The sequence below is a fragment of the Streptomyces sp. 130 genome (assembly GCF_007096885.1).
GTDB lineage: Bacteria > Actinomycetota > Actinomycetes > Streptomycetales > Streptomycetaceae > Streptomyces.
On sequence record NZ_VJNO01000012.1, the window covers coordinates 117,198 to 139,945 of the forward strand.

At 74.5% G+C, this 22,748-nt stretch carries 9 protein-coding genes; 5 read left to right on the top strand and 4 right to left on the bottom strand.

Translation table 11 applies throughout. The features are described from left to right. Nucleotides 1-30: 30 nt before the first annotated feature. The 4 genes from FKN01_RS13385 to FKN01_RS13400 form a co-directional block, all read right to left on the bottom strand. Nucleotides 31-1,404 carry a condensation domain-containing protein gene (locus tag FKN01_RS13385; RefSeq protein WP_143619945.1) on the bottom strand — a complete coding sequence of 458 codons (1,374 nt, stop codon included), beginning with the start codon at nt 1,402-1,404 and terminating at the stop codon, nt 31-33. Beyond that, nucleotides 1,401-2,552 carry a cytochrome P450 gene (locus tag FKN01_RS13390; protein ID WP_143619947.1) on the bottom strand — a complete coding sequence of 384 codons (1,152 nt, stop codon included), beginning with the start codon at nt 2,550-2,552 and terminating at the stop codon, nt 1,401-1,403. Before FKN01_RS13390 ends, FKN01_RS13385 begins: the two co-directional genes overlap by 4 nt. Before the next feature lie 65 nt (nt 2,553-2,617). Continuing rightward, complete coding sequence (locus FKN01_RS13395) at nt 2,618-3,004, bottom strand: hypothetical protein (RefSeq protein ID WP_143619949.1); 387 nt, start codon at nt 3,002-3,004, stop codon at nt 2,618-2,620. A gap of 10 nt (nt 3,005-3,014) precedes the next feature. Continuing rightward, complete coding sequence (locus tag FKN01_RS13400; protein ID WP_143619950.1) at nt 3,015-4,244, bottom strand: cytochrome P450; 1,230 nt, start codon at nt 4,242-4,244, stop codon at nt 3,015-3,017. 618 nt (nt 4,245-4,862) lie between these two features. Between FKN01_RS13400 and FKN01_RS13405 the strand changes: the two genes are divergently transcribed. Genes FKN01_RS13405 through FKN01_RS13425 form a run of 5 tightly spaced genes read left to right on the top strand, consistent with a single transcriptional unit; the run spans nt 4,863 to nt 22,706 of the window. Next, a complete protein-coding gene (locus FKN01_RS13405) occupies nt 4,863-6,665 on the top strand; it encodes a carbamoyltransferase C-terminal domain-containing protein (protein ID WP_143619952.1) in 1,803 nt (600 codons plus the stop codon). Next, entirely contained in the window at nt 6,652-12,411 is a 5,760-nt protein-coding gene (locus FKN01_RS13410) for a non-ribosomal peptide synthetase (RefSeq protein WP_143619954.1), read from the top strand. The genes FKN01_RS13405 and FKN01_RS13410 overlap by 14 nt, the downstream gene beginning before the upstream one ends. Beyond that, nucleotides 12,404-18,820 (top strand): type I polyketide synthase, encoded by a 6,417-nt coding sequence (locus FKN01_RS13415; RefSeq protein WP_143619956.1) that lies wholly within the window; start codon nt 12,404-12,406, stop codon nt 18,818-18,820. Before FKN01_RS13410 ends, FKN01_RS13415 begins: the two co-directional genes overlap by 8 nt. Continuing rightward, nucleotides 18,817-21,963, top strand: a complete 3,147-nt coding sequence (locus FKN01_RS13420) for a condensation domain-containing protein (RefSeq protein WP_143619958.1) — start codon at nt 18,817-18,819, stop codon at nt 21,961-21,963. The genes FKN01_RS13415 and FKN01_RS13420 overlap by 4 nt, the downstream gene beginning before the upstream one ends. An 8-nt stretch (nt 21,964-21,971) precedes the next feature. Next, nucleotides 21,972-22,706 (top strand): thioesterase II family protein, encoded by a 735-nt coding sequence (locus FKN01_RS13425; protein WP_185992836.1) that lies wholly within the window; start codon nt 21,972-21,974, stop codon nt 22,704-22,706. The last annotated feature ends 42 nt before the right edge of the window (nt 22,707-22,748 follow it).

Consider the following 22,748-nt stretch of genomic DNA (forward strand, 5'->3'; position numbering starts at 1 on the left):
CCGATGGTACCGGCGGCAGCGGACGCCGTTTCAGCCGAGGTCGCCCAACTGCCGGGCCGCCGCGGCCCCGTCGGCCGCCGAGGTGAGCAGGGTCAGGTGGCGGGAGAGCTCGTGGACCGTGGTGTCGGGGACGACCGTGCGGTCGTAGTCCGCGTAGAAGACCGGCTCCGGGTCGGTGGTGGCGATCACCCAGAGCTGGCCGGCGTAGCGGGCGACGGGTTCGGGGCCCGGCTCGGCGGCGGCGTAGGGCTCGACGGTGAGTCCGGGCGCCGGTGTCCGGCCGGCCGGGGAGCCCCGCATCCGGCCGGGGACGATGTTGACGGTGACCGGGGACAGGCCCGGGTGCCACGCCGCGGCGGGCGCGTCCGCCGGCCGCTCGTCCTCCAGGAGGCGGCGCAGGCCCGGCAGTGTGAAGGGGGCGGCCGAGCGGGCCGCCCCCTCGGTCAGCCCGCGCTGGACCCGGCGGGCGAACTCGCCCAGTGCGGTTTCCTCGTCGAGGGCGGCGCGGACGGGGAAGCGGCGGCAGAACATGCCGACCAGGTCCCACTCCTCCTCACGGTCGCGCCCGTGGTACTGGTAGTTGGCCAGCAGCGAGGGCAGCCGCAGCGCCCTGCCGACGGCGAGCAGGCACAGAGCGGTCGTGGCGCTGGCCGCGGTGACGCGGGCGGCGCGGGCGAACGCGCCGAGGCGGCGCGGGAAGCCGGGGCCCGGGCGGGCGGCGACGATCCGGGCACCGCCCGAGCCGTCCTCGCTCTGGGCCAGCGGGGGCGCTGAGCCGGGGGCCGGCCACGGGGCGGACGGCTCGCCGACGACCCGCCGCCAGTGCGCCAGCTGCGCGGCGGTCGGCACCGTGCCGCGCACGGCCTGGGCGTCGGCGAGCCGCGGGTAGCCGGTGCGCAGCGGGGGGAGGTCCGGGGCGTCGGCCGCGTACACCGTCCACAGGTCGCGCCACAGGACGCCGGCCGACCAGGCGTCCCACGCCATGTGGTGGATCGTCAGGACGAGTACGTGGTCGTCCGGCGCGACCGCCAGCAGGTCGGCGCGCAGCGGTCCGGTGCCGAACAGGTCGAGCCGGTGGCCGGCCGCCTCGGCGACGGCGGCGGCCAGCCCGTCCGGCGTCGCCGTGGACCGGCCGAACCAGGGGTGCGCGGCCGTGGCGGGCGGGAAGCACTGCCGGATGCCGTCCGGTGTGCGCACCAGCCGCATCCGCAGCGGGTCGTGCCGCTCGACGACGAGGGCCAGCGCGGCCCGCAGGCGGCCGGCGTCCAGCGGGCCGCGGATCCGCCAGCTGTGGGTGAGGCGCCAGCGGCGGATCTTGTCCCGGCTGAGTCCCATCCGCTGCTCCAGGGTGAGCGGATGCGCCGCGGCGGGCCCGGCCGCGGTCCCGGCCCGGGTCGTGCTCACCACAGGACCGGGAGCTCGTGGATGCCGTAGATGCGCATTTCGTGCCGGAAGGGGATCTCGTCCGCCGGGACGGCGGGACGCAGTCCGGGGAAGCGGCGCAGCAGGGTGCTCAGCACGACGCGCATCTCCATCCGGGCCAGCAGCATGCCGATGCACAGGTGCGCGCCGTGGCCGAAGGCGAGGTGGCGGCGGGCGTCGCGGTGGATGTCGAAGCGGTCCGGGTCGGGGAATTCGCGGGGGTCGCGGTTGGCCACCGAGTGCAGGACCAGGACGCCCTGCCCGGCGCGGATGAGCCGGCCGGCGACCTCGACGTCCTCGGTGGCGACCCGGGCGACGCCCCCGGTGATCGACAGGTAGCGCAGCAGCTCGTCCACCGCGCCGCCGACGAGCGCCGGGTCGCGGCGCAGTTCGTCGAGCTGGCCGGGGTGCTGGAGCAGCGTCAGGACACCGAGGCCGATCATGTTCACGGTGGTGACGTGCCCGGCGACCAGCAGGAGCCGCGCGATGTCGACGGCGTCCTCGTAGCGGCACTGCCCGGACTGGACCTGGCCGACGACGAACCTGCTGAGCAGGTCGTCGGTGGGGGTGTCCATCTTGGTGCGGACGACCTTCTCCAGGTAGTCGCCGAGGTCGTCGATGGCCTGGTCGATCTGGCGGGAGGTGGACTCCTTGCTGAGCGCGGCCGCGGTGCGCTGCTGGAGGTATTCGTGCTCGTCGTAGGGCACGCCCAGCAAGCGGCAGATGACCAGCGACGGCAGCGGCATGGCAAGCGCCTTGACGAGGTCCACCGGCTGCTCGCGGGCGGCGATGCCGTCCAGGAGCTCGTCGGTGAGCCGCTGGACGTCGTCCTGCAGCTCGGTGACGCGGCGGCCGAGGAACTCCGAGGTGAGCATCTGCCGGAAGTGGGTGTGCTCCGGCGGGTCGTCCCGGATCATCCGGCTGAACGCGCGGACCAGCGGGTAGCCGGGGTCGCGCGAGTCGGAGCTGAAGCGGGCGGTGTCGGCGAGGATCGCCCGTGCCTCTTCGTAGCGGGTGACCAGCCACACGTCCTGTCGCTTGCCGACCGTCATCCGGGCGAGCGTCAGCGGTTCCCGCTCCTGCAGGGCGGTGTAGCCGGGCGGTGGGTCGAAGGGGTTGCTCCTCGGCATGGGGAAAGTCACGGACGGTCGTGTGTCCACGACGGGCTCTCCATCCTGTTGTCGGTGCGGTGCCGTCATGACGGGTCGAGAAGGCCGTCGAGGGCGCGCTGGACGTCGATGGCGGCCGAGGTGCGCAGTACCGGCACCAAGGGCAGCAGGCTGTTCATGTCACCGTCGATCAGGATGCGTCCGCTCAGCACGCCGCCGACCGGGTCGAGTTCGCCGCGCAGCATGGCGAGTTCGACCGGCCAGCGGTAATTGATCACGGCATGCGGAGTGGGGTGGCGGCCGAGCGCGCTGTCGGCGAGCCGGCCGTCCCGTATGTCGTCGTAGTACTCGACCGTTCCGTCCGGCCCCTCCTCGACCACGTGCTGGACGAGGGCGGTGGCCCCGGGCGCCTCGGGCAGGGCGGAGCCGAGGCGCAGCCGTTCGGCGATCCATTCCGCCGAGAGCAGTCTCATGGCGCCGCGCCTAGGAGAGGGACGCGAGGTCGAAGGACGAGGTACCGCCGATCCGCTCGCCCGGGGTGAACTCGATGTGCAGGCCGCGGGAGACCCGGGCCTCCCAGTTGTTCGGCTGGTCGACGTCGACGGACAGGCTCTTGGAGCTGATGCGGTAGTCGGGGAGGCGCTTGAGTACCTGCTCGACCATGGTGGTCGCCTCCGCCTTGCCGAGGCCGCCGCCGATGCAGAAGTGGATGCCCTGGCCGAGAGCGACGTGCCGGTTCGGCAGGCGGTCCAGCACGATCTCCGCCGGCTCGTCGAAGACCTCGGGGTCGCGGTTGGCGGGGGCGTACCCGATGGCGACGCGGTCGCCGGCCTTGATGTCCTTGCCGTAGAAGCAGACGTCCTTGGTCGCGGTGCGGGACAGGAAGGGCACCGGGCTGTAGTAGCGCAGGAACTCCTCCATCGCGGCGGGGAGCCGGGAGGGGTCCTCGATGATGGCCGCGCGCCGGTCGGGGTGGGCGCCGAGGTAGGACAGCGCGCCCAGGGCGAGCCGGGCGGTGGTGGCCATCCCGCCGATGACGAAGGTGAAGCAGATCTCCACCAGTTCCATGTCGGTGAACTTCCGGCCCGCGACCTCGGCGGCCAGCAGGTGCGAGACCAGGTCGTCCTTGGGGTCCGCACGGCGCGCGACGATGGTCTCGGTGGTCCTGCTGAGCAGCCGCGACCAGGCGTCGTTGAGGGTGAAGCGGTCCTCGCCGCGGACGTGCACGGCGTCGGCGAATATCTCGGCGTCCTCGACGGGCAGGCCGAGCAGGTCGAGGGTGGTCATCGCGGGGACCAGCTTGGCGAGGCCGTGGAAGAGGTCGGCGCGGCCGGTCTCGATCCACCTGTCGATGCACCAGGTGGTGAACTCCAGGAAGCGGGGCCCCATCTTGCGCACGGCCGTGGGCGAGAAGCGGGAGTTGAGCAGCTTGCGGTACTCCTGGTGCAGCGGGGGGTCGATCTCGATCGGCACCGCGCGCACGGGGGTGGCCGGCACCATCACTCCCGAGTACGGGCTCGCCCCGTTGGGCATCTCGTGGCGTGAGGCGAAGGTCTCGGGGTCCTTGGCCGCCGCGCAGACGGCCTCGTAACCGGTCACGAGCCACCGACCGCCGTGGTAGTCCCACCAGGTGACGGGTTCACCACGCTTGTGGAACCTGTCGTACCGCTCGTCCTTGACGAATTCACCGGCAGACATTTCGGTATCGGTCATTGCAGCTGGCCCTCACTCGGTCGATCTGGTCGCATACAAACGACAGGAAGGTAGGGAAAAGCCGTGCATTGCGGTGACAAAATTACGGTAAAGCCCGGACTCCAACGCGCATGGCTTCCGCGTTCCGCAGCTTTCGCAATAACGGGTATTTAAATGATGCGGCAGCGCCACCAGGGCACCGCAACCGTGTCAGATCTTCATTAGATTCACGCGCCGTCGCGGCACTGTCAATACGTGACCCGGCGTCAACTGCTGTGCAAAGACAGGTAATTTCACCCACCTGACCTGCACGGACGAGCGCCGGAGCCCGCCCCTGGCCACGCACCCCAAAGGAATGGCAAAACCTCCCAACCAGCACCCTTAACCCTTCCGTAACCTAATCGGAGGCGCCCAAAACGGACACCCGGGATTCGTTGACGACCGCATTGTTTGATCGTTGACAGTTTCTGGAGGGCCGACCTACAGTTGGCCGCGCCTCCCGCCGGACGACGATTCCGATTCACAGCGGGCAGTTTCTTCGCATCAATGGTCATTGGCTGTTCGTTCACTGTTTGGATTACATCCATTGACCCTGGGGAGGGGTTGGCGATGAGCAGCGCAGGGCGAAGTCTGCCGGGGATGCGTGTTCTCGGTTTCAGCGGACTCGACGGGGCCCGCAGGTTCAAACGCGACCGGCTCTCCGGGCTCACGGAGAGCGAGTACGCGATCTTCCAGGGGGCCGACGCGGCGGCCGGCCTGGTCGTCGGCGGCCGGGTGGCCGCGGCGGCGGCCGAAGAGCGGTTCGACGGGCTGAAGCACTCCGAGGCCTTCCCCGCGGCAGCCGCCCACTACTGCCTGTCGGAGGCCGGCATCGGCCCCGACGACCTCGACCTGGTCGCCCACTGCTTCTCCTACGAGCCCGAGCGCGACTTCTACCTCGGGCAGCAGGGCTACTACGGCGACCTCTACCGCGAGGTACTCGCCCCCGAGGCCAACCGGGCCGTCGCGGAGAAGGCGCTCGGCACGGATCTCGGCGGCCGGTTCCTGCCGGTGCCGCACCACCTGGCCCATGCCGCCGGCGCGTACCTCCCCAGCGGATTCGACCGCGCCCTGGTGCTGGTCTCCGACGGGCTGGGCGAGCGCCACTCGGCCACCGTGCTGGCCGCGGGCCCCGACGGCTTCGAGACCGTACGCGAGATCGGCGCGCACGACTCGCTCGGACTGCTCTACGGCCTCTTCACCCTCTACCTGGGATTCCGCTTCGGCGACGGCGAGTACAAGGTGATGGGCCTCGCGCCGCACGGCGACGCGAGCCGGTACCGCCGCGTCCTGGAACGCCTGGTGGAGCTCGCCGCGGACGGGACCTACCGCGTCCCGGTCCTGCTGGAGAACGTCACCGACCTCGACAAGGAGACCTACCGGCCGGCGCTCGCCGAGCTGGAGCGGCTGCTCGGCGGGCGCAGGGCTCCCGGGGCTCCGGTGGAGCAGCGGCACATGGACATCGCCGCCGCCCTCCAGGCGGTCCTGGAACGCGCGCAGCTCCACCTGCTGCGGGCGGTCCGCGCCGACACCGGGCTCGACCGGCTGTGCGTCTCCGGCGGTGTCGGCCTCAACTGCGTGGCCAACGGGGTGGTCCTGCGCTCCGGCCTGTTCGACCAGGTGCACGTACAGCCCGCGGCCGGGGACGACGGGGCGGCGCTCGGCGCCGCGCTGTACGCGGCCTGGCGGGCCGGCGAACGCCCGGAGCCGGGGCCCGGCACCTTGCTCGGCCCGCGCTACGGCGCCGAGGAGTGCGAGCGGGCCGCCCGCGCCGAGGCCGGGGTCCGGGTGACCGAGGCGGCCGGTGACGCCGAGCTGGCCTCGGCCGTGGCCGGGCTGCTGGACGAAGGACTGGTCGTCGGCTGGTTCCAGGGCCGGATGGAGTTCGGGCCGCGCGCCCTGGGCAACCGCAGCATCCTCGCCGACCCCCGCCGGGCCGACATGCGCGACCGCATCAACGCCCTGGTCAAGAAGCGGGAGTCGTTCCGCCCGTTCGCGCCCGCCGTGACGGCCGAGGCCGCCGCCGAGCTGTTCGAGCTGGAGCCCGAGGACGTACACACCTTCGCCGCGATGCTCTTCGTCGCGCATGTGCGGGACGAGCACGCCGCCCGGATGCCGGCCACCACCCATGTGGACGGCTCGGCGCGGGTGCAGACCGTCTCCCGGGCCGACAACCCCCGCTTCTGGGACCTGCTGCGCGCGTTCGAGGCCAGAACCGGGCTGCCGGTGCTGCTCAACACCTCGTTCAACGTGGCGGGGCAGCCGATCGTCCGCACCCCCCGGGAGGCGGTGGACACCTTCCTGGACGCCGGCCTGGACGCGCTGGTGATGGACCGTCTGATCATCCGCCGGGCCGGCGCCGCCGGTCCGTCGCACGCCGAGGAGAAACGTGCAGCCTGCTGAGGACGGGGCCCGGGGGGAAGGCGCTTCGTCGTTCCCGCTCGCCGCTCCACGACCGCTCGCGCCCGCGTACCGCAGGGCCCGGGTCCGGCTGGACGGCGTGCCGCCGGACACCGACCTGGCCGCCGCCGTCGCGGTGCTGCTGGCCCGTCACCAGGACTCCCCGCGCGCGGTCCTCGGCCGGATCGAGGCCGACGGTGGTGCGCGGGTGCACCGCGTCGGCGTGGACGTGGGACCGTCCGCCGGATTCGGCGACGTACGCGCCGCCGTCGAAAGCGCTCCGGCCGAAACGGCGGACGACGCCGACGACGGGCCCCGGGTGCTCGTCGGCCCGGTGGACGCGCGGGGCACCCGGTCCCTGCGCCGCCGGCTGTCCGGCTGCGACATCGCCTTCCTGGCCGACCGCGAGGGCGGGGCGCTGGTCTGCGACTACGACACCGACCTGTTCTGCGAGGCGACCGCCCGCCGGCTGGCGGAGCAGGTGCTGCGGGTGGCCGGACAGGGCGCCGAGGCGCCCGGGCGTCCCGTCGCCGGCCTGGACCTGCCCGGCGCGGAGGAGCGGCAGGCGCTGCTCGCGCTGGCCTCCACCGCGCCGTCCGACGGCCGCGCCACGCTGCACCGCCTGATCGCCCGCCGGGCCGCCGCCCACCCCGAGCACATCGCGGTGACCGCCGGCGGCCGTGACACGACCTACCGCGTGCTCGACTCGGCGGCCGACGCGCTGGCCGCCCGGCTGGTCCGGCTCGGGGCCGGACCCGGCTCCCGGGTCGGTATCCGGCTGCCCCGGTCGGCCGAACTGGTGGTCGCCGTGCTCGCGGTGCTCAAGACCGGCGCCGCTTACGTGCCGGTCGACCCGGACCAGCCGGCCGGACGCCAGCAGCGCATCGCCGACCTGGCCGGGGTGTCCGTCCTGCTGGTCCGCCGGGGCGACACCGCGCCGCCGCTGGAGGGCGTGGCGTGCGAACCGGTGGACACCGAGGCCCCGGAGCCAGGGACCGTGACGGCCGTCGCCGGGCCCGACGACCCGGACGCCCCCGCCTATGTGCTGTTCACCTCGGGCTCCACCGGTCAGCCCAAGGGCGTCGAGGTCCGGCACGCCAACGTCGTGCGGCTCTTCGACACCACACGGGAGCTGTTCGGCTTCACCGACCGCGACGTGTGGGTCAACGCGCACAGCTTCGCCTTCGACGCCTCGGTGTGGGAGCTGTACGGCGCCCTTCTGCACGGCGGCCGGGTGGTGGTCGCGGAACCGGCCGTCACCCGCGACCCGGAGGAGCTGGCCGCACTGGTCGAAGCCGAGCGGGCGACGATGCTGGCCCTGTCCCCCACTGCCTTCGAGGGCTTCCGTGAGGCGTCCTTGCGGGCCGGGCACGCGTTCGCGAGCCTGCGCCACCTGGTGCTGTGCGCGGAAGCGCTGAGCTTCGCCTCGCTCTCCCGCTGGTTCGACCGGTACGGCGACGAGCGGCCCCGGCTGTCGAACATGTACGGCATCACCGAGACCACCGTGCACAGCTCGTTCTACCCGCTCACCGCCGCCGACGCCGCCGACTCCCGGCGGCTGATCGGCCGTCCGCTGCCGGACACCGCCCTGTACGTCCTGGACGAGCGGGACCGGCCGGCGCCGTTCGGCGTGCCGGGCGAGATCTGCGTCGGCGGGCCCGGTGTCTCGGCCGGCTACCTCGTGGTGCCCGAGGGCACCCGCGACCCCTTCGGCCCCGATCCCTTCTCCTCCGTTCCCGGCGCGCGGATGTACCGCTCGGGCGACAGGGGGCGGCTGCTGCCGGACGGGCGGCTGGAGTACCTGGGCCGTATCGACCAGCAGGTCAAGATCAGGGGCCACCGGATCGAGCTCGGCGAGGTCGACGCCGCCTTCCTGGCGCTGCCGCACGTCCGCACCGCCCGGGCCTGGGTGGTGCGGCGGCCCGGCCGCCCGCCGGTGCTGGCCGCCGCGCTGGTGATGGACGGCCCCGGCCCGTACGACCCGCGGGAGCTGCGGACCCTGGCGGCCCGGCGGCTCCCCGGCTACATGGTGCCCGCCGCGGTCGTCCTGCTCGACGAGCTGCCCCGTACGGTGAACGGCAAGCTGGACACCGCGCGGCTGCCCGACCCCCTCGCCGAGCCGTCCGGCGGTGCGGCGGACGGCGCCGCCGACGAGACGGAGGACCGTCGCGTCACCCGGGTGCGGGAGGCCGTCGCCGCGGTGCTCGGCCGGCCCGTCTGTGGGCCGGACGACGGATTCTTCGAACTCGGCGGCGACTCCATCACCGCGGTCCGGCTGGTGGCCAGGCTGCGCGGCGAAGGCCTGGGCGCGGAACTGGCCCACGTCTACGCGTTGCGTACACCGCGCCGGATCGCCGAGGCTCTCACCGTCCTGGACGCCGGGCCGCGGGCGTCGGCCGCGCCGTTCGCGCTGCTCGCCGACGAGGACGTGCGCTGGGTGCCGGAGGGGGCCGAGGACGCCTTCCCGGCGACCAGGCTCCAGCAGGGCATGCTGCTGCACAGCGTCCTGGACGGCGAGCGGGTCTACCACGACGTGCTCAGCTACACCCTGGACGGCGCCCTCGACGAGGCCGCGCTCCGGGCGGCGTTCGCCTCCATGGTGCGCCGCCACCCGGTGCTGCGTACCGCGTTCGTGGCGGACGGGCCCCTCACCCCGCTCCAGGTCGTCCATCCGTCCGCCGCGCCGGACCTCGTCCTCGACGACCTCACCGGCCTCCCCGAGGACGAGCGCGAGCGGTGGCTCGAGGACTGGGCCGCGGCCGAGCGCGAGCGGCCCTTCGACTGGACGGAGCCCGGTCTGCTGAGGCTGTTCGTCCACCGGGTGGGCGAGCAGCGCTGGACGCTGTCGCTGTCGGTGCACCACTGCGTGCTGGACGGCTGGAGCGCCGCCTCCCTCATGACGGAACTGCTGGCCGCGCACGCCGCGGCGCTGTCCGGCGGGACGGCCGCGGGCCCGGCCGAGGGGCTCATGGGCCGCTACCTCGCACTGGAGCGGGCCGCCGAGAACGACCCGGCGCAGCGCGACTTCTGGCAGCGGTACCTGAGCGGCGCGGAGCCCTCCCGGCTGCCCGGCGGGCAGGCCGCGACCGGCGCCGCCGAGGCGCCCGTCGCGACGGTGACGGTGCCGGTCCCCGCGGCGTACGGCGAGCGGATACGGGCGCTCGCCCGCGCGTCGAACGTACCGGTCAAGACCGCCTACCTGGCCGCACACACCGCGCTGCTGGCCCTGGTCACCGGCCGGCCCGAGGTGGTGACCGGTGTCGTCACGAGCGGGCGGATCGAGGACGAGGGCGGTGACCGGGGCCTCGGCCTGTTCCTCAACACGCTGCCGCTGCGCGTGCGCGGCGGCGACCAGACGTGGCGGGAGCTGCTCGCCGAATCCTTCCTCAACGAGTCCAGGACCTCCCCCTACCGCCGCTACCCGTTCGAACGGATCCAGACCGAGGCCGGGCTCGGGCGGCTGTGCCCGACCGCCTTCAACTACACCGACTTCCACGTGTACGACGGCCTGGCCGCGCTCGGCATCCGGCTGCGGGACATCCGCTATCGCGAGGAGACCGACTTCGAGCTGCTGGTCACCGTCAACGAGGACCCGTTCGGCGACGGCGCGGCCGTCACGCTCGGCTACCGGACGTCGGTGCTCTCCGCCGGGCAGGCGCGGCGCTACGGCGAGCTGTTCGTCGAGCTCGTCCGGATGGCCGGCGCGCACCCGGACGAGCCGGCCGTGCGGAGCCTGGCCGGCCGGCTGGCCCGGCAGCGGCGGGGCGCCGCCCCGGCCGCCGGGGCGGCGCGGACCCGGCCGCTGCTGTCGCTGGTGGCCCAGCAGGTCCGCCGGGCGCCGTCGGAGGTGGTGCAGAGCCACGACGGCACCGACATGACGTACGGGCGGCTGGCCGCCCGGGTGTCCCGGCTGCGCGAGCAGTTGGTGGAACACGCGGTCAGGCCCGGCACCAGGGTGGCCTGCTTCCTGCGGCGCGGCCACGACCCGCTGGTCGCCCTGCTGGGGCTGTGGGCGGCGGGCTGCGTGTACGTCCCCGTCGACCCGACGCTGCCGCGGCGGCGGCAGGAGGCGATGGTGCGCGGCATCGGCTGCGGCTTCGCGCTCCGCTCGGCCGGCGTTCCCGCGGCGGACACCGCCTGGCAGGGCGGCGAGGTACTGCTGTCCGACCGGCCCGCCTCCGCGGCGACCTTCCGCAGCGGCGCGGCGGTGCTGTCGGACGGTCCCGAGGCGACGGCGGATCCGGCCTCGTGGCACGGCGCGGATCCGGAGGACGAGGCGTACGTGCTGTTCACCTCCGGTTCGACCGGCGAGCCGAAGGCCGTCGCGATGCCGCACCGGGCCGTCGCCGCTCTGATCGGCTGGCAGACCGCCCAGCCGGAGTTCGCCCGGCGGCGCCGGATCAGTCAGTTCGCCGCGCTGTCCTTCGACGTCTCCGTGCAGGAGATGCTGACCGCGGCCGTGGGCGGCGGAACGCTCGTGGTGGTGCCGGAGGAGACCCGGCGCGACCCGCAGGAGCTGCTGGCGATGTTCAACCGCGACGGCATCCAGACGGCGTTCCTCCCGCCGGTCGTGCTCCACCAGCTGGCGACCGTCCACGAGGCGCTCGGCGGCACGCCGAGGCAGCTGGAGACGGTGATCACCGCGGGCGAGGCGCTGGTGGTGAGCGAGGAGGTGCGGCGGCTGTGCGCGGCGGCGGGAGCCGTCGTGGTGAACCAGTACGGCCCCACCGAGACCCATGTCGTCACCGCCTTCCGGCTGGCCGGCGACCCGGCCGCCTGGCCGGAACGGCCGCCGATCGGGCGGCCCGTCGGCGGGGCGGAGGTGTTGCTGCTCGACCCGCTGGGCCGGCCGGTTCCGGACGGCACACCGGGTGAGCTGTACATCGGCGGTGCCGCCGTCGCCCTCGGCTACCTCGGCCCCGCCGGGCAGGACCCGGTGGCCGCGGGCCGCTTCGGTGAGCCCGCCGAGGGGCTGGGGCGGCACTACCGCACCGGCGACCTGGTCCGCGTGGCCGACGGCGAACTGGAGTTCCTGGGCCGCACGGACGGGCAGATGAAGATCCGCGGCCACCGCGTGGAGCCCGAGGAGCTCGCCTCGGTGCTGCGGCGCCACCCGCTGGTCGCCGGCTGCGCGGTCACCGCGGCACCGGTGCCGGCGGGGGAACCCGCGCTGGCCGCGTACGTGGTGCCCGCCGACGCCGGCGACGGCGGGCCGCTCACGGTGGAGGCGCTGCTGGAGCACGCCCGTGCGGAGCTGCCCGGTTATTCCGTGCCGTCGTACGTCGAGTTCCTGGACCGGCTGCCCCTCACCCGCAGCGGCAAGCTGGACCGGGCGGCGCTGCCCGCTCCGAGCCCCGCACCGGCCGGGGCCGGGGCCGCGGCGGCGACCGCCGCCGAGCGGCAGCTGCTGGACGTCTGGGCGGAGGTGCTCGGCCGCCCGGTCGGCTCCCCCACCGTGTCGTTCTTCGACGCGGGCGGCACGTCCCTGCTGGTCCTGCCCCTCTACCTGCGGCTGCTGCGCGTCCTTGACCGCGAGTTCGCGCTGCACGATCTGTTCCGGTTCCCGACTGCCCGGCGCTTCGCCGAATTCCTCGAAGCTTCCGGGCGGCGCGAGCGGACCGGTCCCGCCGTCGCTCCACGCACCACCACCCACCACCGGAGGTTCGCCCAGCGCACTCCGGACCAGATTCTCGCCGCTGCGCGGCGCAGCCGATCGGCTCGGGGACGGGAGAGCAACAGCCATGACTGACCACCAGACGGAGGTCGCGCCCACAGATGTCGCCATCATCGGAATGGCCTGCGACTTCGCGGGCGCATCCGGCCCCGAGGCGTTCTGGGAGCGCATCTGCGAAGGCCGCGAGCTGCTGACCCACTTCAGCGAGGACGATCTGCGGGCCGCCGGGATACCCGAGCGGCTGCTGGCCAACCCGGACTACATCCGGGTGAGCAGCCTGGTCGACGGCGCGGGCGACTTCGACGCCGACTTCTTCGGCATCACCCCCAGCGAGTCCCGGCTGATGGACCCGCAGCACCGGCTGATGCTCGAACTCGGCTGGCACGCGTTGGAGGACGCGGGCTACGACCCGTCCCGCTACCCGGGTGACGTCGGCGTGTTCGTCGGCGGCGGCCGGCACGCGTACCTGCGTTACATCGAGCCCGAGTTCGACCCCGAGGACCACCTCGACGGCTCGATCCGCGGCCTGCAGGCGGACATCGGCAACTACGGTGACTTCCTGGCGACCCGGATCTCGTACCGGCTGGGCCTGACCGGGCCGAGCCTGAACGTGCAGACCGCGTGCTCCACCGCGCTGGTGGCCGTCCACCTGGCGTGCCAGAGCCTGTTCCTCGGCGAGTCGGACATCGCCCTCGCGGGCGGTGTGAACCTGCACACCCCGCAGGTCAACGGGTACCTCTACGAGGAGGGTTCGATCTGCTCGCCGGACGGCCGGCTGCGCCCGTTCGACGCGGACGCCAACGGCTCGGTGTTCGGCAACGGCGGCGGCCTGGTCGTGCTGAAGCGGCTGTCGGACGCGATCGCCGAGGGCGACCGGGTGATCGCGGTCATCAAGGGCTCGGCGATCAACAACGACGGCTCGGAGAAGATGACCTTCACCGGGCCGAGCGTCGACGGCCAGGCCGAGGTGATCAGCCGGGCCCTGCGGGTCGCCGACGTCGACCCGGCGACCGTCGGCTTCGTGGAGACCCATGGCACCGGCACCGCGCTGGGCGACCCGATCGAAGTGGCCGCGCTGGTCTCGGCGTTCGGCCCGGCGGCCGACGACGCGGCGGGCTGCGCGCTGGGCGCGGTCAAGGCGCAGATCGGCCACCTGGGCACCTCGGCGGGCATCGCCGGCATCATCAAGGCGGCACTCGTCCTGGAGCGGGCGCAGATCCCGCCGATGGTCAACTTCACCAGCCTCAACCCGGCTATCGAGCTGGCCGGTTCGCCGTTCTACATCCCCACCGAGTCCCGGCCGTTCGAGGGGCTGCGCCGCGCCGGCGTGAGCGCCTTCGGCGTGGGCGGCACCAACGCGCACGCGGTGCTGGAGCAGGCCCCGGCCCCCGCCCCCGTACCGCGCGACGCCGAAGACGGGCAGGAGGCCCGGACCCTGCCGTTCGTCCTGTCGGCCCGCTCGGCCGACGCGCTGGCCGCGCTGCGCACCGCCCACGGCATGGCGCTGCGCACACGGCCCGGGCTGCGGGCGGCGGATGCCGCCCACGTGCTGGCGCGGGGCCGCAAGCGCTTCCGGCACCGCACCTTCGTCACCGCCGCCACCGTCGAGGAGGCCGCGGCCCAGCTGGCCTCGGGCTCGGCGGCGATCAGCGGGGTGGCTCCGGAGGCCGAACTGCCGGTGGTGTTCGCCTTCGCGGGCGAAGGGGGGCAGTACGCCGGCCTGGGCCACGCGCTGTACGAGGGCGACGCCACCTACCGGCGCACCGTCGACGAGCTGTCCGAACTCGCCCTGGACATTGCGGGTTTCGACGTCCGCACCCTGCTCTACCCCGAGCCGGGTGGCGAGGAGGCCGCAGCCGGCCGGCTGAGCCGCGCACGGTGGGCACAGCCCGCGATGTTCGTCTCCCAGTACGCGCTGGCCACCTCGCTGATCGCCGCGGGCGTCGTGCCGCACACGATGGTCGGCCACAGCCTCGGCGAGTACGCCGCCGCCTGCGTGGCGGGGGTGCTGAGCCCGTCCGACGCGCTGCGGCTGGTGTCCACCCGCGGGCGCCTGATGCAGGAGGAGACGCCGGACGGCGCGATGCTGGCCGTCGGTCTGGACGAGGACGAGCTGCGCGCGATTCTCCCCGGCGACCTGGACGTCGCGGGGGTCAACGCCGTGGGGCAGTGCGTGGTGTCCGGGGCGACCGGGGCGATCGACGCCTTCCAGGCGCACCTGGAGGAGACCGACCTGCGGCACACCCGGCTCGGCACCTCCAACGCCGCGCACTCGCGGCTGATGGAGGGCATCGTGGCGGAGTACCGGGCGCTGCTGGCGCGGGTGCGGTTCGGCAAGCCGTCGATGCGGATCGTCTCGACCGTCACGGGCCGGGAGGTGGGGCCGGACGAGATGGCCGACCCGGAGTACTGGGTGCGCCACATGCTCCAGCCGGTGCGGTTCCGCGACGCGGCCCGCACGGTGCTGGAGGGCGGCCCCGTCACCGTGGTCGAGGCGGGGCCGGGCCGGGCGCTCACCCGCATGTTCGAGAACTCCGGCGGCGCGGCGGAGAGCCGCCCGGTCACTCCGTGGATGCGCGACGAGTGGGCGCCGAAGACCACGGCGGAGCTGCTGGGCGCCGTCTGGGTGCAGGGCGGGCGGATCGACTGGGACCGGCAGTTCGCCGGTCTGGAGCCCCGCCGGGTGTCGCTGCCCGGCTACCCGTTCGAGCGTTCCGAGCACTGGATCGACGTCACGCGGGACCACGCCCCCGTCGCGCTGCCGGACCTGCGGCGCTCGTCCCGGCTCACGGGCTGGCTCCAGGTACCGCGCTGGCGGGTCGCGCCGCCGCCCGACGCCGCCCCGGCGCCGGCCGCCCCCCGGCGCGTGCTGCTGCCGCGGCCCGCGGTCTCCGCCTCCGCCGACGCGCTGGCGGCGGCGCTGGAGGCGGCCGGGCACAGCGTCGTGCCGCTGCTGCCCGGAGGCCGCCTCGAACTGGACCCGGCCGGCTCCCGGCTGGTGGTCCGCCCGGGCGACCACGACGACCTGCGGCTGCTGCACGGGCTCCTCGCCGGGGGCGCGTACGACGTCGACACGGTGGTCTTCGCCGGGCTTCCCGACCGGTGTGCGGGGGAGGGCCGGCTCGCCGGGCGCGTCACCGACGCGATGGAGCAGGGTTTCTGGCCGCTCGTCACGGCGGTGCGCGGCGTTGCCGCCCACCGCGGCGAGCGCGGTCTGGACGTCCTGGTGGTGACCGCCGACCGCCACCAGGTGGCGGCGGGCGACCCGGTCGACCCGGCGGCGGCGCTGCTGACCGGCCCCTGCCGGGTGCTGCCGCAGGAGTACCCGACGGTGCGCCTGGCCGAGCTGGACCTGTCGGCGGGTGTGGAGCCGAAGGCCGCCGCCGCGCTGGTGCTGGCCGAGCTGGGCAGGCCCCTGACGGCCCGCACCGTCGCACACCGCGACGGGATACGCCGGCTGCTGGCCCACGAGCCGCTGCCCGCGCTGACCGCGGGGCGGCCGTGGCGGGACGGCGGCAGCTATCTCATCACCGGCGGACTGGGCGCGATCGGCCTCGCCCTGGCCGAGGACGCGGCGGAGTCGGCCGGCGTCACACTGGTGCTGACGCACCGGTCGGCGTGGCCGGCCGAGGACGAGTGGGAGCGCGTGGCCGAGGACCCGGCCGCCTCGCCGGAGTGGCGGGAGCGGGCCGGGGCGCTGCTCCGGCTGCGCCGCGCGGGCGCGGCGGTGCGCTGTGTGCGGGCCGACGCCGCCGACCGCGAGGCGATGCGCGAGGTGCGCGAGCGCTACGGGCCCTTCCACGGCGTGGTGCACGCCGCCGGTGTGCCCAGCGGACGGCTGGCGGCGGTGCTGGACGACGAGCACGTCCGCCGGGTGATGGCGCCGAAGGTGGACGGCGCCCTGGTCCTGGACGAGGTGGTCGCCGACGCCACGACCGAGTGGACGGCCTACTGCTCCTCGATGTCCGCGGTGGTCGGCGGCCTCGGCCACACCGACTACTGCAGCGCCAACGCCTTCCTCGACGCCTTCGCGCAGTGGCGCACCGCGGCCGGGCGCCGCACCGTGTCGCTGGGCTTCGACGCCTGGACCGAGGGCGGCATGGCGGTCAAGGAGGCCACCCGCTCGCGCACCACGGCCGCCGCCGAGGCGGACGAAGAGGTCTGGCGCCCGTTCGCTCACCCGGTGTTCTCCGCACGCGCCGAAGGGCGGGATCACGGCGTCTTCCGGGGTGAGCTGCGGCAGGGCCGCGACTGGATACTGGACGAGCACCGGGTGGCCGGCCGGTCCCTGGTGCCCGGCACCGCCGTCGTCGAGTTCATCCGGGCCGCCGCCGAGGCGCACCTGGGCACCGCCGGCTTCGACATCACCGAGCTGGACCTGCTGCGGCCGCTCAGCTCCCCCGGCCCCACGCTCACCTTCACCGTGCGGGTGAACGGTTCCGCCGGGGACGACGAGGTGACGGTCACCGTCTCCGGCCTCGGTCCCGACGGGCAGTGGTACCGCCAGGCCGTCGGCCGGATCGAGCCCGGCACGCCGGGTGGCGCGCCGCCGGAGAGGCTGGTGATCCCGGCGGGCAGCGGTGAGCCGGGCAGCCTGCCGGGCTCGGACCTGATCGCCTTCGGCCCGCGCTGGGACAACATCGAGCGGATCTGGCGCAGTGGCGCGGACGAGCTGCTGCTCGACTGCCGGCTCCCGTCGCGGTTCGCCGACGACCTGGGCCGCTACGGAATCCACCCCGCCCTGCTGGACACGGCCGCCGGCGCGCTGGTGTCCGGGGTCAGCGACCGCGTGCACCTGCCGATGTCCTACGAGCGGATCACCGTGCACGCCCCGATGCCGGCCCGGATCGTCAGCCGTATCACGCACCGGGAGTCCGGCGAGAACGGCTCGCTGCTCTTCGACGTGCGCGTCCAGGACGAGTCCGGGCAGCCGGTCCTCGACATCACCGGCTACGCGCTGCGCGAGGTGGACCCCGGCCGGGTCGCGGCGGACCTCGGCGCCGGGGCGGACCCGGAACCCGCTGCGGCGGGCAACCGCAGCCTGGTCTCCACCGAGGCGGGCGACCTGAGCGCCCTGCGCATGGTGCCCGCCGAGCGGCCCGAGCCCGCCGCCGGCGAGATCGAGGTCGAGGTGCGGGCGACGGGCCTGAACTTCAAGGAGGTGCTGATCGCGGCGGGCGCCCTGGACGCACCCGGCCCGGACCACCGCTTCGGCCTCGAGTGCGCCGGCGTCGTGACCGCCGTCGGCGAGGGGGTGACCCGCTTCCGGGTCGGCGATCCGGTGATGGCGATCGGCGCGTCCTGCTTCTCCGACTACGTCGTGGTCCGCGACGCGCTCGCCTGCCGGATCCCGGCCGGGATGACGTTCAGTCAGGCGGCGTCCGTCCCGGTCGCGTTCACCACCGCCTACGACTGCCTGGTCAACGTCGGGGCGCTGGCGCGCGGCGAACGGGTCCTGGTGCACGCGGCGGCCGGCGGGGTGGGCCTGGCGGCCATGCAGATCGCCGCCCACCGCGGCGCCGAGGTGTTCGCCACGGCCGGGAACGAGACCAAGCGGAAGGTGGTCGAAGACCTGGGCGCCACCCTGGTGATGGACTCCCGCTCGCTGGACTTCGAGGCGCGGACGCTGGCGGCGGGCGGCGTCGACGTGGTGCTCAACTCGCTGGCCGGGGAGTTCATCCCGGCAGGCATGCGCACACTGCGCCCCCGGGGCCGGTTCGTCGAGATCGGCCGTCGCGACATCCTCGCCGGCACCCCGCTGGACCTCGGGCTGTTCGCCTCGGGGCGCACCTTCAGCGCGTACAACCCGGAGATCGACGGGGACGCGTGGGAGCGGGCCTGGCGCTCGGTGGTCGAACTCCTCCAGCAGGGGGCGGTCACCCCCCTGCCGGTGCGGACGTTCGAGGTGGACGAAGCCGACGACGCCTTCTCGTTCATGTCCCGGGCCCACCACATCGGCAAGGTCGTCGTGGTCCGGCCGGGTGGCAACGAGCCGGTGTCCGGCCACGGTTCCGAGGCCGGCGAGGCGGCCGGGACCGGGGGCATCACCGCGCGGCGCGGCGTGCCGGCGTTCCGCGACGCGCTGGGGGCCGGCCCCGCGCACGTCCTGGTCAGCCGGCGGGTGCTGGCCGCCACCGGTGACCAGTTCGTCGTGGCCGGCCACGTCCTGCAAGGCGGCGCGAGCAGCTCCGGCGTCCACTCGCGGCCCGAACTGCCCTACCCGCTCACCGCGCTGGAGGGCGACACCGAGGAGCGCCTGGGGGCGCTGTGGGGCGGTCTGCTGAGCATCGAGCAGATCGGGCGCGACGACCGCTTCCTCGACCTGGGCGGCGACTCGCTCTACGCGACGCAGCTGGTCGCCCGGATCAGGAACGCCTTCGGCGTGCGGGTGGCCCCCGCCGACATCCTCGGCGGGCTGAGCGTGCGCGAACTGGCGGAGCTGATCGACCGCAGGCTGACGACCGCCACCGAGGCGGGCGAATGACCGTGATCACCGGTCCCGCGGCCCCGGCGCAGCAGCGGCTGTGGCTGCTGGACCGGCTCTACCCGGACAACTGGTCCTATCACATCGAGAGTTCGCTGGACCTGACCGGCAGCCTCGAGATACCGGTCCTGCGGCGGGCGGTCGGCGACCTGGCCGCCCGGCACGAAGCGCTGCGGACCACCTTCGGCGAGGAGGGGGACGAGCTGGTGCTGCGGGTCGCCGACCGGGTCGTCCCCCGCTTCGAGTACGCCGACCTGAGCGGCGAGCCGGACCCCCGGCGGGCCGTCCTGGAGCGGTGCGCCGCGGCGCGGCGGGAGCCGATGGACCTGTCGGCGGGGCCGCTCTTCCGGGTCCTGCTGTGCCGTACCGGGCCCGCCGAGCACACGCTGACCCTGTTCATCCACCACATCCTGGCGGACGGCTGGTCGCTGGGCGTCCTGTGGGAGGACCTCGGACGGCTCTACAGCCGGCGGCTCGGCCCCGGACCGGCGCCGGAACCGGCCGGACTGCCCTACCACGAGCACGCCGCGCTCCAGACCGCTCGGCAGCGCACGCCGGAGGCGCGCGCCGAGCTGGGGCGGTGGCTTAAGCGGCTGCGCGGGGCCGAGCCGGACAACTCGCTGCGGACCGACACCGCCCGTCCGCCGGTGCCCTCCTTCCGGGGGCGGACGCTGGAGCTGGAGCTTCCGGCCGAGCTGGCCGCCGCCCTGCGGGAGGCCGCCAGGGCCTCGGGCAACAGCCTGTTCATGCTGCTGGCGGCCGGATTCGCGGCGGACCTCGCGCACTACGACCGGCGGACGGAGGTGGTCATCGCCACGCAGACCTCCGGCCGGGCGGACCCGCGCGTGGCGCGCACGGTCGGCTTCTTCGTCAACACCTTGCCGCTGCGCTTCGAGCTGGAGGGCGACCCGACGCTCGCCCAGGTGGTCGAACAGGCCAAGGAGGGGACGCTCGCGGCGTACGCGGCGGAGTACGTCACCTACGACCAGCTGGCGCAGGAGCTGAGCCCGTCGGGTGACCGCTCCAGGAACCCGCTGGCGCAGGTCGCCTTCCAGCTGATGAACGTGCCGATCCCCCCGGTCGTGTTCGGCGACCTGGCGGTGCGGCGCACGTGGGACACCACCTCGGCGGCGAAGTTCGACCTCAACGTGATGCTGGTGCCGGACCGGGAGGGCCTGCTGGGCCTGGTCACCTACGCGGTGGACCTGTTCGAGGAGGAGACCGTCCGGGAGATCTGGCGGACGTATCTGCACGTGCTGGGGCTGCTGGTCCGCGACCCGCAGGCCCGGCTGTGGCAGCTGCCGCTGCTGGACGGCGAACGGCAGGCCGAGGTCGCGGCCCGGTCGGTGGGCCCGGCCCTGCCGGCCGCCGGCCCGCCCGATCTGCTGGCGGCGCTGGAGTGCTGGTCGCGGCGGGACGGCGGGCGGACCGCCGTCACCGCGGCCGGGCGCCGGATCGGCTACGCCGAGCTGTGGTCCGGCTCGGGAGCGGTCGCGGCGGCACTGCGCGAGGCGGGCGCGGAGGCCGGCGAGGTGGTGGCCGTGGCCTGCGCGGCGCGGGCGGACACGGTGCTCGCCGTCGTCGGCGCGTGGCGGGCGGGGGCCGGCGTCCTCGTCCTGGAGCCGGGACCGCTCTCCGCACGCGCCGTGGACCTGCTCGCCGAGCTGAAGGTGACCACCGGTGTACTCGGCCCCGGCGAGCAGCCGCGCGTTCCCGGTCTGCGCTGGGTCGCGACCGGCGGCGCCGCCGAGGTGCCGCCGGGGTGGGCGGCCGGCCCGGACGCCACGGCCTACGTCGTCAGCACCTCCGGCTCCACGGGCCGGCCGCGCGCCGTCGCGGCATCGATGGGCGCGTTCGCCGGCCATGTGCTGCGCGGCGCGGCCGAGCTGGACCGCGACCGGGTGGTGGTGCAGGTGCCGCCGCCGAGCTTCGACCCGGGGATGCGGGACGTCTTCACCACGCTCGCGGCCGGCGCCGAGCTGGTGATCCCCGACGGCGTGGAGGACAACCCGGTGGACGCGGTGGCGTCGGTGCTGGCCGACGGCCGCGCCGACACCCTGCTCGCGGCGGTGCCCGGCGTCCTGGAGGCCGTCGCGCTGCAGCTGGACCGGCAGGGCGTCCGGTCGGCGCTGCGCACCGTCCGCTGCTGCGGCGAGGCGCTGCCCCGCTCGGTCGCCGAGCTGGTGGTGCGCGTCCTGGACTGCGTCCCGCACAACGACTACGGGCCCAGCGAGGCCACCATGGTGAGCGTTTCCGGGCGCACCGACCCGGCCCTGGTGCGCGCCACCACGATGCCGGGCGGGCGGCCGTTGCCGGGCGTCGGCGCCTGGGTGCTCGGCCCGGCGGGGCAGCTGCTGCCGCCGTGCTTCACGGGCGAGATCCACCTGTCGGGACCGCATCTGACGGCCGGGTACCTCGGCGACCCCGAGGCCACCGCCGAGCGGTTCGTCCACCGCCCGGGCGTCGCCGACGGCGAACGGCTGCACCGCACCGGCGACCTCGGCCGGTACACGCCGGACGGCCGCCTGCACTGGGTGGCCCGCGCCGACCGGCAGGCCAAGGTCCGCGGTGTACGCATCGACCTGGTCGAGGTCGAGACGGTGCTGAGGGGGCACCCCGCCGTGCTCGACGCGGTCGCCGCGCCGCACGGCGAGGGCACCCGGGCCAGGCTCGTCGCATACGCGGTCGCGCCCGGCGCCACCGGCACCGGGCTGCGCGACCACCTGCGGGCACGGCTGCCCCGGGGCTCGGTGCCCTCGGTGGTGGAGCTGATCGAGGCGATCCCGCGCAGCGCCCGCGGCAAGGTGCGGTGGTCGCTGCTGCCGGAGCCGCGCCCGGTGCGGGCGGGGTCCGCGCCGCTCACCGAGGCGTTCGAGGCGGAGGTCGCCGGGATCTGGCGGGAGGTCCTGGGCCGCGCCGAGGTGACCGCCGAGGACGACTTCTTCGACCTGCTCTCCGCGGAGGACGACTTCTTCGAGCTCGGCGGCCATTCGCTGGCCGCGATGCGGCTGGCTGCCCGGCTCACCGTGCTGGCCGGGCGGCCGGTGGCCGTCCAGGACGTCTTCGAGCACCCGACCCTGCGCGAACTCGCCGCCTTCGCACGCCCTCTGACGACACGCCCGACGGACCGGATGACGAGATGACGAACCCTGTGCCCACATCCCCTTCCTCGGACCGGGACGCCACCTTGCTCTTCTGCCTGCCGTACGCCGGCGGCAGCAGCATGGCGTTCCGCTCCTGGACCGGTGCGCTGCCCGGCTGCGAAGTCGTCACCACCGACTACCCGGGGCACCTGCTGCGCCCCGGCGAGCGGCTCGTACGGAGCATGGACCGGATGGTCGACCTGCTCTGCGGCGAACTGGCCGACCGCTGGGACCATCCGTTCGTACTGCTCGGCTCCAGCATGGGAGCGCTGGTCGCCTTCGAACTGGCGCGGCGGGCCGAGGCGGTGGGCCGGCCGCCGGCCGCCGTGGTGCTGCTGTCGTGCGCGGCGCCCAGTCTGCTGCCGCTGCTGCCGCCGATCGCCGGGCTCGGCGACGAGGCGTTCCTCGCCGCCTTCACCGCCCGCTACGGCGGTCCGGTGCACCACCTGCTGGACGACCCGGCCTCGCGCGATCTGCTGCTGCCGATCGTGCGGGCCGACATGGAGCTGTTCGAGGACTACGCCCGGTCGTGTCCCGCACCGGTGAGCTGCGACCTGATCGCGATCGCCGGCGCGGACGACCCGGTGGTGACCCCCGACTCCGCCCGCGCCTGGGGGGACTTCTCCAAGGGCCGGGTGGACAGCCTGACCGTTCCCGGCGGCCACTTCGTCGTCGAGTCGAACACCGCCGAGGTGACGGCCGTCCTGCGTCCCCTGCTCGACCGGCGGCTCCCCGCCGCCTGAGTCCACCCGGTCGCTCGGCCCCCAGGGGCGCGCCCGGTCCGT

Bases quoted from the DNA above. Each gene is read 5' to 3' on its own strand.
- FKN01_RS13390 (WP_143619947.1), bottom strand. From the start codon at position 2,552: ATGCCGAGGAGCAACCCCTTCGACCCACCGCCCGGCTACACCGCCCTG.
- FKN01_RS13395 (WP_143619949.1), bottom strand. From the start codon at position 3,004: ATGAGACTGCTCTCGGCGGAATGGATCGCCGAACGGCTGCGCCTCGGC.
- FKN01_RS13400 (WP_143619950.1), bottom strand. From the start codon at position 4,244: ATGACCGATACCGAAATGTCTGCCGGTGAATTCGTCAAGGACGAGCGG.
- FKN01_RS13405 (WP_143619952.1), top strand. From the start codon at position 4,863: ATGCGTGTTCTCGGTTTCAGCGGACTCGACGGGGCCCGCAGGTTCAAA.
- FKN01_RS13415 (WP_143619956.1), top strand. From the start codon at position 12,404: ATGACTGACCACCAGACGGAGGTCGCGCCCACAGATGTCGCCATCATC.
- FKN01_RS13420 (WP_143619958.1), top strand. From the start codon at position 18,817: ATGACCGTGATCACCGGTCCCGCGGCCCCGGCGCAGCAGCGGCTGTGG.